Genomic DNA, 15,756 nt, shown 5'->3' with positions numbered 1-15,756 from the left:
TTTTTATGTCCCATTCAATACCTCGATTACAGAACTTCATTCACGGTCGCTTCTTTGCTAACAATACCGGTGAGGTGTTTCCAGTGGTCAATCCGGCCACGGGCAAAGTGATCTACGAAGTAGAAATAGCGGACGAATCTGTGCAGCAGGCCGCCATTGAGAGCGCCCGGGTTGGATTTACAGAGTGGGCTGCCATGCCCGCCGTGCAGCGCAGCCGCATTCTTCTAAAAGCCGTCGCATTACTGCGTGAGCGTAACGATGAGCTGGCTGCCATTGAGGTTTGGGACACCGGCAAACCCTTGCAGGAAGCGCAAGCGGTGGACATCGCAACCGGGGCCGATACTATTGAGTTTTTTGCTGGTTTGGCGCCGTCGATCGAGGGTAACCAACAGGATCTTGGCGGTGACTTCTATTACACCCGCCGAGAGCCGCTAGGAATATGCGCCGGTATCGGCGCCTGGAACTACCCGCTACAGATCGCTTGTTGGAAGTCTGCCCCGGCCCTGGCGTGTGGCAACGCGATGATCTTCAAACCGTCTGAAGAAACCCCAATGGGCGCCACCAAACTGGCTGAGATTTATATTGAAGCAGGTGTTCCCGCCGGTGTATTTAACGTCGTACAGGGCGCGGCGGAAGTCGGCTCCTGGCTGACCCACCATCCTGAAATCGCCAAAGTGTCGTTTACTGGCGAAGTAGGTACCGGCAAAAAGGTCATGGCCGCTGCGGCGACTACGTTGAAAAGTGTCACTATGGAGCTAGGTGGCAAATCCCCGCTCATCATTTTTGACGACGCTGATCTTGAGAATGCCATCTCGGCCGCCATGGTAGGCAATTTTTATACCCAGGGCGAAGTCTGCACCAACGGCACCCGAGTGTTCGTGCACGAGGATATCTACTCGAAATTCATGGAGCGCTTGTTGGAGCGCACTCGCAATAACATCCTGCCGGGCGATCCGATGAATCCGCAAACCAACTTTGGTGCGCTTATTTCTGAAAAGCATCGCGAGCTGGTATTGAGCTTTATCGCTAAAGGTGTGGCAGAAGGCGCAACGCTCCGTCATGGAGGTCACGCGTTTGAGCCGGAAGATTCCAAGGGCGGCTACTTTGTTGAACCGACCATCTTCACTGATTGCACTGACGATATGGCCATCGTGCGGGAAGAAATTTTCGGGCCGGTGATGTCGGTGCTCACGTTCAGCACCGAAAATGAAGTGATTGATCGCGCGAATTCGACTGAAACCGGACTGGCGGCAGGCGTGTTTACCAATGATATTCGCCGTGCTCATCGGGTTGTTCATCGGCTGCAGGCAGGTATTTGCTGGATTAACAGCTACGGAGCTTCGCCGGCTGAAATGCCCGTGGGCGGCTACAAACTCTCTGGTATTGGCCGCGAAAATGGCCGCGAGACGATCTCTCACTACACCCAGCTCAAAGCTGTGTATGTAGGTATGGAAGACATCGACGCACCATTTTAATTTCGGAGATATAAAGGAGAACGTGTGTGAAAGGAAACCAATATGACTTCATCATTGTGGGCGCCGGCTCTGCTGGCTGTGTGCTGGCTAACCGCCTGACCGAAGATACCCAGCGTAAGGTTTTGCTGCTGGAGACCGGTGGTAGCGACAAAAGCATCTTTATTCAAATGCCGACCGCCTTATCCATCCCTATGAACACCAAAAAGTTCGCTTGGCAGTTCGAAACCGAACCGGAGCCTTATCTGGACAACCGTCGCATGCATTGCCCACGTGGCAAAGTGCTGGGCGGATCGTCGTCCATCAATGGCATGGTGTATGTGCGTGGCCACGCCCGCGACTTTGATGAATGGGAATCGAAAGGCGCAGAAGGCTGGAATTACCAACAGGTACTGCCATATTTCAAAAAAGCGGAGACCTGGGCATTCGGCGGTGATCGCTACCGTGGCGGTGACGGTCCGTTGGGCGTAAACAACGGCAACAATATGCAAAACCCCCTGTATAAGGCCTTTATTAACGCAGGTCAGGACGCCGGTTATTTGCCTACAAAAGACTATAACGGCGCCCAGCAGGAAGGGTTTGGCAGCATGCACATGACGGTCAAAAATGGTCGTCGCTGGTCTACTGCGAATGCGTATCTGCGGCCGGCTATGGGTCGCCCCAACCTGACCGTGGTTACCCACGCTCTGGTACACAAAGTGCTTCTCGACGGTCATACCGCTACGGGTGTGCGTTACGAACAGAGCGGTAAGATCCACGAGGTAAAAGCCACTGAAGAGGTGATTTTATCGGCAGGGTCCATCGGTTCTCCGCACCTGTTGCAGCTTTCCGGCATTGGTAACCGCGAAGTTCTGGAAAAGGCCGGCATTGAGGTCAAGCACGAGCTGCCGGGGGTGGGTGAAAACCTGCAGGATCATCTGGAGTTTTATTTTCAGTTTCGATGTGAACAGCCGGTGTCGTTAAACGGCAAACTCGACTGGTGGAACAAACTGAAAATAGGCGTGCGCTGGATTCTGAAAAAAGATGGCCTTGGTGCCACCAACCACTTCGAATCTTGTGGTTTTATCCGTTCCAAAGCGGGCGTGGAATGGCCCGATATGCAATACCATTTCCTGCCTGCGGCAATGCGTTATGACGGCAAAGAAGCGTTTGACGGCGACGGATTTCAGCTGCACGTTGGCCACAATAAACCCAAAAGCCGCGGCACTGTGCACGTACATTCTGCTGATCCAAAAGAAGCGCCACGGATACAGTTCAACTATTTACAGCACGAAGCCGACCGGGAAGGTTTTCGGGCGTGCGTTCGCCTGACCCGAGAGATTATTAATCAGCCAGCAATGGATGAGTACCGCGGGGAGGAAATTCAGCCAGGTACCGCGGTTGACAGCGACGAAAAAATTGACGCTTTTGTTCGGCAGACGGTAGAGAGCGCTTATCACCCATCCTGCACCTGCAAGATGGGTATCGATGAGCATGCAGTGGTAGATCCACAAACTCGGGTTCATGGCATCAAAAATCTGCGTGTTGTGGATTCATCGATTTTTCCAACGATACCCAATGGCAACCTGAACGCGCCTACCATCATGGTTGCGGAACGCGCCGCTGATCTGATCCGGGGCAAGGAAACCCTCCAATCTTTAGAGGCACCTGTTGTTATGGATGAGCAATGGCAGGTACGTCAGCGTTCAGGAGAGGCAAAGCGGCAACAGAGCTAGCGCCGCTTCACCATCCCGGCCCGCGGCGCAATGCTCGCGGGCTTCGCAAACCACCAGGACTTTCCTATCTTTCCGCAGGACTGAAGCTGCCAGCCAGCGTTCAGGCGTGTTTAATCGAGCGATAAGGTACTTAAGTACCGTTCACCTTCCCCGCCTGTGCTGCTAACGTGAATCGATCAAACAAACTTCACGCCACCCGCAAAGGACGCTCTTATGCAACCCATCAGGCACGCACTCAAGGCGATGGCGCTTGTGGTCCTGATTGCTCTGGTGCCGACCACAACACAGGCACAGCCGGCAGACGACCAGACTCGTGTTGCCCGGGATATGATCCGGGTGCTGGAAGCCTACGCAGTGTATAAAATGGGCCAGTATGATCTGGCGTTTGAACGCTATATGACCCTGGCTAAAGATGGCAACCGCCAGGGCATACTGAACGTCGCCAACATGTACGCGGCAGGAAAAGGGGTAGAGCAAAGTGATACAAATGCCTTTCAATGGTATCTCAAACTGGCAGAGTCAGGCGACCGGTTCGGTATAGAGGAAACAGCAAAGGCTTACCGGACAGGCACGGGCGTGCAAGTGGATACGGAGCGGGCCCGGTATTGGGAACAACGCGCCGAGGTGGGGAGCTAAACCAATGGGAAGGCCTTGCAGGCCTCCCCATTCCGTTATAGAAAATCTAATTACCCGGCGCTGCTTACGATCCGAACAGGTTGTAGATAAATACGGCGCCCACAGCCACTGGCGTAATGTAGCGCACGGTGATGTACCACAGGCGGAACATAGGCTTTGACAGCGCCAGCTCCTTTTCCATCGCCTCCCGCGACATCACCCAGCCGGCGAACACGGCAACCAGCAGTCCGCCCAGGGGCAGCAGAATGTTGGCGGTGAAGAAGTCGAGAAGATCAAAGATCGTTTTGCCCTCAAGCATGCCGATCCAGCCCAGTGGCGCAAAATCGGACCAAAGGTTCAGGGAAAGAATCGACGCAATGCCAAGTAGCCAGCACACGAAGCCTGCGGCCAGCGTGCTGCGGGTGCGGTTCATGCCTTTTTGTTCTTCCAGCCATTCAACGATGGGCTCCAGCAGGGAAATGCCCGACGTCCAAGCGGCGAATATCAGCAATACAAAGAACAGGGTTCCGAACAAGCTGCCCATGGGCATCTGGCCGAATGCCAGCGGCAGGGTCTGAAAGATCAGCCCAGGGCCGGCACCGGGCTCAAGGCCGTTCGCAAACACAATCGGGAAGATGGCCAGGCCGGCAAGCAGCGCCACCCCGGTATCGATGACGCAGACGGCAATGGAGGTTTTGGCGATGGATATGCCTTTCGGCAGATAAGAGCCATAAGCCATCATCACCGCCATGCCAAGGCTTAGAGTGAAGAATGCGTGGCCCAGCGCCACCAGAATGCCCGAGGTGGTAAGTTTGGAGAAATCCGGTTGGAACAGGAATGTCACAGCTCGGCCGAACTCACCGGTGGTCATGGCGTAGCCTACAACCGTGAGCAACAGCAGGAACAAGGCCGGCATCAGAAGGGTGACTGCACGCTCAAGCCCTGCACGAACGCCCTTTGCGACCACAAACATAACCAGCGCCATAAACAGGGTGTGCCACATCAGCAGCGTTAAGGGGTCTGCCAGTAGGTCAGAGAAGATGGCGCCAATGGCATCCGCAGATTGGCCTGTGAGTTGCCCGCTGGCTGCTGTGCCCACATAGGATACCGCCCAGCCACCAATCACCGAGTAGAACGACAAAATCAGGAAGCCGGCGATCACTCCGATGACACCGACCATGCGCCAGGCCGGGTTCAACCTGTCGTGACCGGCAATCGCTTTGAGGCTGTTAACCGGGCTGCGACCGCCGCGGCGACCAATCAACACTTCGGCCATCATGATCGGTAGGCCAATCGCGGCGATGCACAGAAGATAAACCAGTACAAAGGCGCCACCGCCATTTTCACCGGTGATGTAGGGGAATTTCCAGATATTACCCAAGCCCACGGCAGAGCCCGTGGCCGCAAGAATAAAAGCAAAGCGTGAGGACCATAGCCCCCTTTTGGCGTTGGAGCCTTCTTTTGCTTCCACCGTGGGCGCTTGTGATTCAGACATATTTTTTCCTGTTAGATCGTTGTTTTTGTTTCAAAGAGCAGACGTCGTGAATGGATCACCGCCCTGTAAAGCAAATGCCGTTCATTATCCAACGTTAACAAGCCGCTCGGGCGACGCCGCCGATGATCACCGATTTGCCGCCGCAGAGGTCAAGATTGGCCAGCGCGAATTTGTAAGTCATGCCATTCGAAAGGCGCAGCACATCGCGCAGGGCTTCTTCATCGCTGGGATAGGGGAACATTCTGCAACCGCCCAGAACGGGACCACGAGAGGTGTTGTGTGCGGCTACAATAGCTTTGAGCCTGGATCTCCCAAAGGGGATTGCCCTTGTGGGGTCGGGTTGACTGTAAGCTAATCGCTGTGAGCTCGGGGGTCAATCGTTAACCGGAAAATCTCCTCCAAACCCAAGTTCATTTTGGAACCTTTTGCTTTACCCGCTCTATGGCTGGAAAATAGGCGCGTTCCGGATGTCAGTCACTACTCCACGTTTATAAGGCTATTTGCATGCGTTCTGCGTTCCAGATTTATGTTGTGCCCGCCGTGTTTGTATGGCTCTGGAGCACCGGGTTTATTGGTGCCAAGTACGGCTTACCCTACGCCGAACCTTTCACGTTGTTGCTTTACCGGATGCTGTTCACGCTGGTGCTGTTGGGCGTGCTGGCTCTAGTGCTAAAGGTTACCTGGCCGTCTTGGCGCGGGGCGGGACACACTGCGGTTACCGGTTTGCTGGTGCATGGCTGTTACCTGGGCGGTGTCTATTACGCTATTCAGGGTGGCATGCCGTCCGGGATTATTTCACTGATTGTTGGGCTGCAGCCGCTGGTCACGGCGTTGGCGGCGGTGGTGATATTGCGTGAGTCGGTTACGCTGCGGCAGTGGGTGGGTTTGTCGCTGGGATTGCTGGGCGTAAGCCTGGTGCTGACGGAAAAGCTGGGTGGCGGGCCCGGAATAGAGGGCTTTCCCCTGTGGACTCTGGGGTGGGCGATGCTGTCATTGTTCGGTATTTCGGTAGGCACGGTTTACCAGAAGCGCCATGGTGAGAGCGTTAACCTGGTAGCGGGAACCTTTATTCAATACAGTGCCGCCGCAGTGTTTTTCGCGATCGGTGCGTTCGCGCTTGAAACCCGTGAGGTAGTCTGGAATATCCAATTACAGTTGTCTATGGCGTGGCTGGTGTTCGGGGTATCGATCGGTGCCATTCTATTGCTCATGTTGCTGATTCGTCGGGGTGCGGCGTCGCAGGTGGCCAGTCTGTTTTATTTGGTGCCGCCGGTCACCGCGCTGCAAGCCTTTTGGTTGTTCGATGAGCGCCTGGGCGCCTTGGCCATAGCCGGTGGTGTGGTGTCTATCACCGGTGTGGCACTTGCGGTTACGGGGCGCAAACAACCGGCGCAGTGACCCTATCGTGCGCCAGCTTTTTTCAGTCGGCGGACAAGACACACTTAAATGCAATGTTTAACCTGACACGGAGCACACGGGCTTTTACAGTAGGTTAATGCTGAACGTTTCGAGGGCAATTCCAATGACATGGCGATCGCTGTTAACGCTGTTGACTATCGCGATACTGTTTGGCCTTGGCGGCTGTGCCAGCACTCAGAATCTTGGTACATCAGACAACAATCGCTGGCAGCCGTCAGAATCGCCCGCTACCGTTAGTGAAATGGCGACAGCCCAGCAACTTTGGCGGGTGTTCGACCGTTATGAAGGCACGCCTTATCGCTACGGAGGTACGTCTGCCAGTGGTTTTGATTGCTCTGGTTTCATCACCACTGCATACCACGAAGCCATAGGGCGCCGTTTACCCCGCACCACTCATCAGATGCTGGCTGCCGGAGAAAGAGTTCCCCTGGACGACCTGCGCACCGGCGATCTGGTGTTTTTTACGATAAAGGGAAAGGATCAGCATGCAGGCATCTACATGGGCGATGACAGTTTTATTCACGCATCGACATCGTCTGGCGTTATGCGTTCATCCCTTAATGGCTTCTACTGGCGCGGCCGGATCAGTCAGGCTCGAAGATTTTATTAGTCTTCGGTCTGGATGCCACCGGCTCCCCTTCAATAAATAATGGTGTATTTAAAGCATGAGTGAAGAACAACCGAATAGCCCGTTGCACGGAGTGACGCTTGAGAAGATTGTGACCAGGCTGGAACAGCATTACGGCTGGGAGGGGTTGGCTCAAAGAATCAACATAAATTGTTTTAAGAGCGATCCGTCCATCAAATCGTCGTTGAAGTTTTTACGCAGAACCCAGTGGGCCAGAGATAAGGTTGAAGACCTGTATCTATCAACATTTGAAGGAAATCATACGGGGAAGGTGTGACTACAATGGGTGCTGGCGCGCCCGAAAGGGCGGCCAGCGTTTGCGTCTAAAGCTTGGTTACAAAGGTGCGTGCCTGGTACAGGGCCAGGCCACTGAGCACAATAATAACGGCAACGGCGAGCATGTCAGCCCCCGGATAACCCCAGAAATCAGACATGGTGTCTCCTTGGTCAAAATTTTAGGTGGCACCGGCTATCAGGCCAGTGCGGTGTCGCGCATCCGTTGACGACCGAAGTCGTTGAGCCTGAATTTGAACAACACGCGGCCAGCGCCAAAATAGGCTTGATGATCGAGCTCTTCCTCAACGCTTTCGATAATGCCGCTGGAGAACAGGTCAGTCAGTGTGACGCGGGTATTGCCGCGCCAGTAGGGACCACTGAGGCCGTATTCACTCATCACCGCATCGGCGATTTGCCAGTCCCAGATGCCGCCATGCTGCCGGTCATGTATCAGCTGTAGAATGCGGCCTTTCATGTGTAATTTATTCATGGTTTGCTCCAGTGATCATGAGCTGGCCGCACTCGCGGTGGCGGTGGACGTTTTGGTGTCGCTCGACACGGCACGGACTACCTCAAGCACTTCGTCGCTTTCCGTGAACATGACAAACCCGCCTATTACGAACAGAGCCAAGCCTGCAAGGAAGTTCCAATCCGGAAATTCGAGGGTGAATGCGGCGAGGAAGATAACGGCAAAAAGCCCGTACAACGCCGCAATCGCTTGCCCTCGCCCAACGCCTATCAGTGGGAAAGATTTGTACCAGGAGACATAGCAGAACGCGAAGCTCACGCCCGCCAGCATCAGCCAGCCGATGACCGCCCAGTTAAATGTGGCGATGACCAGTTCAACAACCGGTTGGTCAGTGAAGAGGTAGATCGCTGGTAAAATCAGCACAACCCAATACAGGACTTCGGCCGTGAACCTCACCGTAATACCCACATCCGGATCGGCCACATCTAGACCGCGGCCTGCGATTGCGCCCTCTACACCCCAGCCAATGGCAGCCATTGCGCCGCCCAGATAGCCAAGCCAGCCGGCGTCGCCGGTGCCTGTGATTTCAGCAATAATGCCGGGTGCATAGACTGTCACGCCACCTGCCAGGATGATAAAAATACCGACCGCTGCGCGTTTGGTGATCTTCTCCTGATACCAGAGCCTGGCCAGGGTGGCGCCGATGATGGGATACATCAGCGCTGAAATGGCCGCGAAGGCCCCGCCAATGTAGCCTATCGCCAGATACGAGCCAAAGATGGCCATCGGGCCGCCGAATATGGCGCCGATAAAGAACCACTTGGATATAAAACGCATCTGTCTGATGGTGCGAACATATTCCCCCAGTTTGCCCAATACCCCGTTCCAGACAAACAGAAAAAACAACACGGCAATGGCGTTGAAGGTGGTCAGCACCGCCGCAGCCAGCAGAAACTGGGCGTTGGTATCGAAACTCAAGTTAATATAGGGCGCTTCAAACCACACCGCGGAGCCTGGCACATACCAGGCACCCCAGAGCACGGCGGCCCACATAGCCCACATAAAGCCCCAGCGTATGCTGCTGGAGGTGAACCGCGACCGAGCCTGGCTCAGGCTTGGTTGATTCATACAGTCTCCTTTGCTGGCTGCTCTTGCTTCACCTTGAGGAAGGCTTCCAGCGAATCGTCCATCGCATCCATCCAGGGCGTATGGTGTGCCGGCGCCAGGGTGCCCGTCAGCGTGGAGCGGTAGCTCTTGTTGCGGTAGCCAAGAATGTCCGCTTCCTTATCGTGTTCCCATTGCTTGAAAATACCGGCAACGGCGGTTACATCGAACGCTGGGTAGTCGGTAGATTCAAGCAGATCCTGTATGTACGCGGCCTGAAAATCTATCTCGTCGACGGGATCGACGAGCTTCAGTTCACGGGCGACCCATTCACGGCTATCGGCCGCCATGGCGTCGTCTGCCGGCAGTGTGATGCGGCCGAGCATGACATCACGGGCATACCAGGCCTGGGCATCGAACATGTTGAAAGTGTAGTATTGATCCTGCATGCCAAGGAATATCAGCTTGGGATTGGCCAGGGAAACGATGCCCTTGTACAGGCCTTCCGGGTACATCCGGTTGTGCGTGGTCAGCGTCAGTTCGTTGGGCAGAAACGGGAAGTGATGCTGGTACCCGGTACAAAGAATGATCGCGTCAACTTTTTTGCTGGTGCCATCCTTAAAATGGGCCGTCTTGCCGATCACTTCCGTTAACAACGGCAGTTCGGTGAAGGATTCTGGCCAATCGAAGCCCATGGGCTGTGAGCGATAGCTGAAGGTGACCGATTTGGCGCCGTACTTGTGGCACTGTGTGCCTATGTCTTCTGCGGAATAGCTGCTGCCGATCAGCAAAAGATCCTTACCTTTGAACTCGCAAGCGTCGCGGAAATCGTGGGCGTGCAGCACACGGCCGGGAAACTGCTCCAGACCTTCAAAATAGGGCACGTTGGGGGTCGAAAAGTGCCCGGTAGCAACGATGACATGGTCGAACTCTTCGGTGTTCAGTTTGTCCTGTTTTAGGTCTCGCACGGTCACCGCGAACTTGCCGCTGGTTTCGTTGTAGTCAACCCAGTGCACCGCGGTATTAAAGCGAATGTACTGTCGCACATTGCTCTTGGCCACACGGCCCATAATGTAGTCGCGCAGCACGGCGCGGGGCGGGTAAGACGGGATGGGGCGCCCAAAATGTTCCTCGAAGCTGTAGTCCGCGAACTCCAGACATTCCTTGGGGCCGTTTGACCATAAATAGCGGTACATGCTGCTGTGAACGGGCTCGCCATAGGCGTCCAGGCCCGTGCGCCAGGTGTAGTTCCAAAGACCGCCCCAGTCATTCTGTTTTTCGTAGCATACGATTTCGGGGATATCTGCACCGGCGTCGCGGGCTGCTTCAAAAGCACGTAATTGGGCCAAGCCGCTTGGGCCTGCACCTAAAATGGCAATTTTAAAACTCATAATGTTTCCTGTTTAGGGCGTTGTATCGAGCACCGGGCGAGAGCGGCCAGGGCGACAACTTGGAAGCGAAAAAGGGCTCAGCTTTGAACGGTAACGATCAAGCCACGAGGTTTCGCAGTGAGACACACCAAATTCGGATTGACCGATGGCGGAATAGGACATAGACGGCAACTGTCCGAAGAGACAGGGCGTCAGGCGTGGGAAGACCACAGATCTGCATGCAAGATGTCGAGAAAACGCTGGAGGGAAGCGCTCGGATGGCTAAAGCATATTGAAAATGCTTTGTAGCTCGCACGTCAGAGCCGCACCTTAGCACATCTGGGGCTGCGACGTTTTGCTGGGTGCCAGTTCACGATCGAGAAGCTAAAGTTACTCCTTACAATGCCGATATATCACTAACAGAAAAAGAAATTTTGTATTGACTCAAATCAAGCAACTCGATTATATGTCTTACTTTTATACGTAAGTGCCCGACAACACCAATGGAGACTACATTTTGAAGTTCAATTTGTCCTGGCGTCAGAAGTTCCAGATGCTCATCATCGCAACACTGACTGGTATGACTATTATTGCCGGGGCCATTCTCTGGGGATTAGAGACCGTTTCATCTTCCTATGAGTCCGTTTATCAGATATCACGCTACCAAACCAGTGCGAGTAATCTTGCCAGTAAATGGAACGCTGTTGAAAAACAGCTCACCACGCTCTCCGGGGATGACCAGAGTGAGTTGCTGGCAGATTTTGATGAGCTCACATCAGACGCCAAGGCACTGCAACGCCAAGCAAATCAGCTGAACGATCCAGGAAGTATCCGCTTTGCAGAATCCATTCATACGGAAGCCAAACGTTATGTGACGCTGCGTCGGGAATGGCTGCAGCAGATGAATGTGCTCGGTTTTTCTGATTCGGCCGGAATTCGCCAAGAGCTCGCTGTCGTTATGGCAGAGCTCCAGACGCTGTCCCTTAGCCTGACTGATGAGGCTATTAATGAAATCGAGAGCACATCCGGTAATTACATTAGCACTCGCAATCCCGCGCTGGCGGAAGCTTCAAGCCGAGCCATTAAGGTTATGGAAGACATTGTTGAAGAGTACGATTGGCGAGACATCGATATTGGCAAGAACACGAGCCAGTACCGTGCCGTGTTTGACCGGGCTGATGCCGTTCTGCAGCAAATTGCCACCACTTCCAACAATGCGGAACAAGCCGGCGGTAACCTTCAGCAACAAGTTATAGCGCAAGCTGAGACTCTGCAATCCGGTCTGATAGCGAGCACTCTTTTGAGCGCCGAAAACGCCAAAGTGTCGGCCAAAATGGTCAGCATTGGCTCTATTTTACTGTTTGCACCTTTGTTAGTTCTGGTGCTGTTCCTTACCTCGCGAGCTCTGGTTAGCCAGCTCAACCTGGTGGTTGAGCTCTTGTCGCGGGTGTCAGAGGGCGACCTCACCAAGAAACTGTCACTTGGCGACAATGATAACGATGAATTCAACGTTCTGGGCAGTGCTACCAATCAGATGATCGACAAAATCGGCGTGCTGATGCGAGAGTCTATTGCGGGCACACGGGATTTGATCGAGGTTCATCATGAGCTTGAAAAAACCATGGTTCGACTGACGCAGAACAACGAAATAGTTGAATCCCAAACCATTCTGGCAGCCACTGCCAGTCAGCAAATATCCGTCACCCTGAACGATGTTGCCGAACGCACATCGCAGGTGGGTATTGCAACTCAAGCCGCCAACGAGTCGGCGCAGTCAGGGGCTCGCGTGGTTGAAGACAGCGTGGCCTCAGTGCGCCTGTTGTCAGGCGTGATTCAAGATACCCATGGCCATGTCAAACTGCTCACTCAGGCCAGTGCCAAAGTCACCGGCATTATAGGCGTTATCAACAGTTTGGCGGACCAAACCAATCTGCTGGCGCTCAACGCTGCAATTGAAGCTGCTCGGGCGGGTGACGCAGGGCGCGGCTTTTCAGTGGTGGCTGATGAAGTTCGCACCCTGGCACAAAAAACCGTTGCCGCCACCACCAACATTGTTGGCATTATTGACGAGCTCAACTTGCAGACCGCCAGCATGGACACCCTCGCTAGCAACGGGCTCAAAATCGCGAAAGAAGGTGAACACCATGCGTCGCAGATTGCAGGCGCTATGGGTGGGGTGGCTCAATCGATTGTTACCCTGAACTCAGAAATGGATCAGGTGGTGGTTGCCGTGGAGGAAATTTCCGTCACCACTGAGGACATTGCGCAAAAAATGGAAGAAATCCGCGGGCAGAGTGTCGAAACGCAAGCCATTGGCGCTGAGCTTGGCAGGCAGAATCAGCGTTTGTCCGAGCAGGCTAACGTGATTTCCGAAAGCACACGGCGCTTCAGCGTCTAGCCAGTTGGGGTCTGGTGCAGCGAGGCCCAACTGGTTTGATTTTTGATGTTTTGTGATTCGGTAAAAAGCCAGTTTTTTGCGAGTGTTCAGAGAGAGTAAGTCTGAAAGCGTTTTTTCGTCAAAGCGAAAATCCGCCATCCACCGCAATAGCTTGCCCGGTCACGTGGGCGGCGCTGGCCAAATACACCGCAAGTTGTCCCATGTCTTCCGGCGTTTGGGCTTCGCCCTGGGGAAGCAGTGTTTTTTGGTGACGCTCCCACGACTCTTCCTCCGATTCGCCGTCTTGAGCCCAGGCCGCTGACAAGCCATCTGGCCCGCGCCACATGCCAGTTCCGACAATGCCAGGGCATAATGCGTTGACCGTCACGCCTTCCGCTGCGACTTCCTTGGCGACAGCGTTGGTAAAGCCAATAACTGCGAATTTCGAGGCGGAATAATGGGACAGATTCGGAAAGCCGACTTTACCCGCGATAGACGCGATATTAATGATGCGCCCGAATTTGCGCGGCCGCATAACCGCCAGTTCGGCCTGGGTACACAGAAACACGCCGCGAGCGTTGACGTTCATCACTTGGTCCCAAGCGTTCGCAGACAGTTCGGCGATAGGGTGTATGCTCAGAATGCCCGCGTTGTTTACGGCAATGTCGATAGGCCCCATCTGCTCCTCGGCCTGTTGCATCATTTTATGAATGGAGTCCGGGTCTGTAACGTCCACTTCCAGTGCTAAGCTTTTACGCCCCAGTTGTTGGACTTTTTCTGCGGTTTGCCGGGCAATGTTAATGTCCAGATCTGCCGCTACAATATTGGCCCCAGCCTCCGCCAGTGACATGGCGATACCCTGTCCAATACCTCGTCCGGCACCGGTGATTAACGCTGTTTTTCCTTCCAGAATCATACCTTTTCCTTTATTTCGCCTGGGGCGCTTGGTTTTGCCCGTTGATGAACATGCGCGGCCATAAATATGACGCTAAAAATCAACGCACAAAGCGGCAGCACTATTTCAACCTAGCTGGCAAAGACGTTGCGCGCCACCGCGCGGGGATAAGTTGGGCGTGATTTGGCACCGATCTGTTTTCGATTCATCGAGATTTCTGTTGTGCACAATAATCTGTTGTTCGCAATAAAGCGTAAGACGGACATTGTCCTAAAGTTGCACTAGGATATAGATAGCATTCATCCGGTTCATCGGTTCAGCTGAAGGATATCTACACATGAAGATCGGTATTCCAAAGGAAATTTACCTAGACGAGCGACGGGTTGCGGCAACGCCACCCTCGGTGCATAAGCTGATTGGGCTGGGCTATCAGGTTACGGTAGAGACGGGTGCAGGTGAGGCAGCGCACTATCACGATTTGGCCTATGAGGCTGTGGGCGCGAACATTGCAGCGGACGCCGGCGCTTTGTGGAGTGACTCGGACTTTATTCTGAAGGTTCGTGCACCCATGGAAAATCCGGCGCTGGGACAGCACGAAGCCGATCTAATGAAGGAAGGTGGATTTCTGGTCAGTTATATCTGGCCGGGGCAGAACCCTGAGCTTCTGGAAAAGCTTTCCACCCGTAAGGTGACTACTTTCGCTATCGACAGCCTGCCGCGAATCAGCCGGGCCCAGAAAATGGATGCGCTAAGCGCCATGGCGAATATTGCCGGATACCGCGCGGTGGTGGAGGCGGCGAGTCATTTCGGGCGCTTCTTTACTGGCCAGATGACAGCCGCGGGAAAGGTACCGCCAGCCAAAGTGATGGTCATAGGTGCCGGCGTAGCCGGGCTTGCGGCTGTAGGCGCTGCCAACAGCTTGGGCGCGATTGTGCGAGCGTTCGACACCCGGCTGGAAGTCAAAGAACAGATTGAAAGTATGGGCGCCGAATTCCTGCAACTGGATTTTGGTGATGAAGAAGGCAGTGGCACTGGCGGTTACGCCAAGCAGATGAGCGACGAGTTCATTAAGGCCGAGATGGCGCTGTTCGCGGAACAGGCTAAAGAAGTCGACATTATTATTACCACCGCTCTTATTCCAGGCAGGCCCGCACCCAAGCTTATTACCGCGGACATGGTGAAATCCATGAAACCTGGCAGCGTGATTGTCGATTTGGCGTCCGAGCGTGGTGGTAACTGCGAACTCACCGAGCCTGGCAAAATTGTCGAGAAGCACGACGTTACGCTGATCGGCTACACAGATCTGCCAAGCCGTATGGCCAAAGTGGCCAGTGACCTTTACTCCACCAACCTGTTTCACCTTGTTACCGAACTGACCCCAGAGAAAAACGGCCAGCCAAAGGTAAACATGGAAGACGATGTTATCCGTGGTCTGACCGTGGTGCTGGAATCAGAAATAACCTGGCCACCGCCGCAACCGCAAACGCCGGTCAGTCCCAAGGCTGCGCCCGGCACGGAAGAGCCCTCAGCGGAACAGAAGGCAGCGGCGCGCAAGAAGTCTGACCGCCGCAGTTTAATCGGTAAGGGCGTACTGTTGATTGTCACCGTTGCCGCGCTCTATGGCATTGGCGCCCATGCACCGGATAGCTTTCTGAGGCACTTTACTGTGTTCGTGCTGGCGTGTTTTATTGGCTATCAGGTTGTCTGGAATGTAACGCCTTCTTTGCACACACCGTTGATGAGTGTGACCAACGCCATCAGCGGCATTATCGTGATTGGCGCTATATTGCACCTGGCTCAGGCGGAGAGTCTTGCGGTCGGAATCATGGCGTTTGTGGCGGTGCTGATTGCCAGCATCAACGTAGGGGGTGGCTTTCGGGTTACCCATCGCATGCTTAAAATGTTCCGCCGCTAGGAGGCA

Annotated in this window: 13 protein-coding genes and 1 pseudogene; 8 read left to right on the top strand and 6 right to left on the bottom strand. The window is 54.3% G+C overall.

What is annotated here, in order from left to right:
* The first annotated feature begins 5 nt into the window (after positions 1-5).
* The 3 genes from betB (at position 6) to ABA45_RS14425 (ending at position 3,823) form a co-directional block, all read left to right on the top strand.
* Positions 6-1,475 carry a betaine-aldehyde dehydrogenase gene (betB, locus tag ABA45_RS14435; protein ID WP_048387226.1) on the top strand — a complete coding sequence of 490 codons (1,470 nt, stop codon included), beginning with the start codon at positions 6-8 and terminating at the stop codon, positions 1,473-1,475.
* A gap of 26 nt (positions 1,476-1,501) precedes the next feature.
* A complete protein-coding gene (gene betA, locus ABA45_RS14430; RefSeq protein WP_048387225.1) occupies positions 1,502-3,187 on the top strand; it encodes a choline dehydrogenase in 1,686 nt (561 codons plus the stop codon).
* Positions 3,188-3,400: 213 nt separating this feature from the next.
* Positions 3,401-3,823, top strand: coding sequence for a tetratricopeptide repeat protein (locus tag ABA45_RS14425; protein ID WP_048387223.1), 423 nt, complete (start codon positions 3,401-3,403; stop codon positions 3,821-3,823).
* Between the two features lie 64 nt (positions 3,824-3,887).
* Here ABA45_RS14425 and ABA45_RS14420 read toward each other — a convergent pair whose 3' ends face one another.
* The gene (locus tag ABA45_RS14420; RefSeq protein ID WP_048387221.1) at positions 3,888-5,297 is read right to left on the bottom strand and encodes a sodium-dependent transporter; all 1,410 of its coding nucleotides are present in this window, start codon (positions 5,295-5,297) and stop codon (positions 3,888-3,890) included.
* Positions 5,298-5,415: 118 nt separating this feature from the next.
* Positions 5,416-5,598, bottom strand: a pseudogene (locus ABA45_RS18675) (Glu/Leu/Phe/Val dehydrogenase dimerization domain-containing protein); the annotation flags it as partial.
* Between the two features lie 203 nt (positions 5,599-5,801).
* Here ABA45_RS18675 and ABA45_RS14415 point away from each other — a divergent pair.
* The 3 genes from ABA45_RS14415 to ABA45_RS14405 all read left to right on the top strand — a co-directional run bounded on the left by ABA45_RS14415 (position 5,802) and on the right by ABA45_RS14405 (position 7,621).
* Positions 5,802-6,695, top strand: coding sequence for a DMT family transporter (locus ABA45_RS14415; RefSeq protein WP_048387219.1), 894 nt, complete (start codon positions 5,802-5,804; stop codon positions 6,693-6,695).
* A gap of 124 nt (positions 6,696-6,819) precedes the next feature.
* Positions 6,820-7,326 (top strand): C40 family peptidase, encoded by a 507-nt coding sequence (locus ABA45_RS14410; RefSeq protein ID WP_048387217.1) that lies wholly within the window; start codon positions 6,820-6,822, stop codon positions 7,324-7,326.
* Positions 7,327-7,381: 55 nt separating this feature from the next.
* Positions 7,382-7,621, top strand: a complete 240-nt coding sequence (locus ABA45_RS14405) for a VF530 family protein (RefSeq protein ID WP_048387215.1) — start codon at positions 7,382-7,384, stop codon at positions 7,619-7,621.
* A 195-nt stretch (positions 7,622-7,816) separates the two neighbouring features.
* On the opposite strand, the gene ABA45_RS14400 is transcribed toward ABA45_RS14405, so the two are convergent.
* The 3 genes from ABA45_RS14400 to ABA45_RS14390 are packed head-to-tail and all read right to left on the bottom strand — an operon-like array spanning position 7,817 to position 10,584.
* A complete protein-coding gene (locus ABA45_RS14400) occupies positions 7,817-8,110 on the bottom strand; it encodes a hypothetical protein (protein ID WP_048387213.1) in 294 nt (97 codons plus the stop codon).
* Positions 8,111-8,125: 15 nt separating this feature from the next.
* Positions 8,126-9,217, bottom strand: coding sequence for a DMT family transporter (locus ABA45_RS14395; RefSeq protein ID WP_048387211.1), 1,092 nt, complete (start codon positions 9,215-9,217; stop codon positions 8,126-8,128).
* Entirely contained in the window at positions 9,214-10,584 is a 1,371-nt protein-coding gene (locus ABA45_RS14390; protein WP_048387209.1) for an NAD(P)-binding domain-containing protein, read from the bottom strand. The genes ABA45_RS14395 and ABA45_RS14390 overlap by 4 nt, the downstream gene beginning before the upstream one ends.
* A 496-nt stretch (positions 10,585-11,080) precedes the next feature.
* Here ABA45_RS14390 and ABA45_RS14385 point away from each other — a divergent pair, with 496 nt between their 5' ends.
* The gene (locus tag ABA45_RS14385) at positions 11,081-12,961 is read left to right on the top strand and encodes a methyl-accepting chemotaxis protein (RefSeq protein WP_048387208.1); all 1,881 of its coding nucleotides are present in this window, start codon (positions 11,081-11,083) and stop codon (positions 12,959-12,961) included.
* Between the two features lie 118 nt (positions 12,962-13,079).
* Here the strand turns inward: ABA45_RS14385 and ABA45_RS14380 are convergent, their stop codons facing one another.
* Positions 13,080-13,856 carry an SDR family NAD(P)-dependent oxidoreductase gene (locus ABA45_RS14380; RefSeq protein ID WP_048387206.1) on the bottom strand — a complete coding sequence of 259 codons (777 nt, stop codon included), beginning with the start codon at positions 13,854-13,856 and terminating at the stop codon, positions 13,080-13,082.
* 316 nt (positions 13,857-14,172) lie between these two features.
* On the opposite strand from ABA45_RS14380, the gene ABA45_RS14375 reads away from it, so the two are divergent.
* Entirely contained in the window at positions 14,173-15,750 is a 1,578-nt protein-coding gene (locus ABA45_RS14375) for a Re/Si-specific NAD(P)(+) transhydrogenase subunit alpha (RefSeq protein WP_048387204.1), read from the top strand.
* Positions 15,751-15,756 lie beyond the last annotated feature (6 nt).

The organism is Marinobacter psychrophilus (genome assembly GCF_001043175.1).
GTDB classification, from domain to species: domain Bacteria; phylum Pseudomonadota; class Gammaproteobacteria; order Pseudomonadales; family Oleiphilaceae; genus Marinobacter; species Marinobacter psychrophilus.
The sequence above is the reverse complement of the archived record's forward strand: the minus strand, read 5'-3'. Positions and strand labels throughout refer to the sequence as shown.

Bases quoted from the DNA above. Each gene is read 5' to 3' on its own strand.
- betB (WP_048387226.1), top strand. From the start codon at position 6: ATGTCCCATTCAATACCTCGATTACAGAACTTCATTCACGGTCGCTTC.
- ABA45_RS14425 (WP_048387223.1), top strand. From the start codon at position 3,401: ATGCAACCCATCAGGCACGCACTCAAGGCGATGGCGCTTGTGGTCCTG.
- ABA45_RS14420 (WP_048387221.1), bottom strand. From the start codon at position 5,297: ATGTCTGAATCACAAGCGCCCACGGTGGAAGCAAAAGAAGGCTCCAAC.
- ABA45_RS14415 (WP_048387219.1), top strand. From the start codon at position 5,802: ATGCGTTCTGCGTTCCAGATTTATGTTGTGCCCGCCGTGTTTGTATGG.
- ABA45_RS14410 (WP_048387217.1), top strand. From the start codon at position 6,820: ATGACATGGCGATCGCTGTTAACGCTGTTGACTATCGCGATACTGTTT.
- ABA45_RS14405 (WP_048387215.1), top strand. From the start codon at position 7,382: ATGAGTGAAGAACAACCGAATAGCCCGTTGCACGGAGTGACGCTTGAG.
- ABA45_RS14400 (WP_048387213.1), bottom strand. From the start codon at position 8,110: ATGAATAAATTACACATGAAAGGCCGCATTCTACAGCTGATACATGAC.
- ABA45_RS14395 (WP_048387211.1), bottom strand. From the start codon at position 9,217: ATGAATCAACCAAGCCTGAGCCAGGCTCGGTCGCGGTTCACCTCCAGC.
- ABA45_RS14390 (WP_048387209.1), bottom strand. From the start codon at position 10,584: ATGAGTTTTAAAATTGCCATTTTAGGTGCAGGCCCAAGCGGCTTGGCC.
- ABA45_RS14380 (WP_048387206.1), bottom strand. From the start codon at position 13,856: ATGATTCTGGAAGGAAAAACAGCGTTAATCACCGGTGCCGGACGAGGT.
- ABA45_RS14375 (WP_048387204.1), top strand. From the start codon at position 14,173: ATGAAGATCGGTATTCCAAAGGAAATTTACCTAGACGAGCGACGGGTT.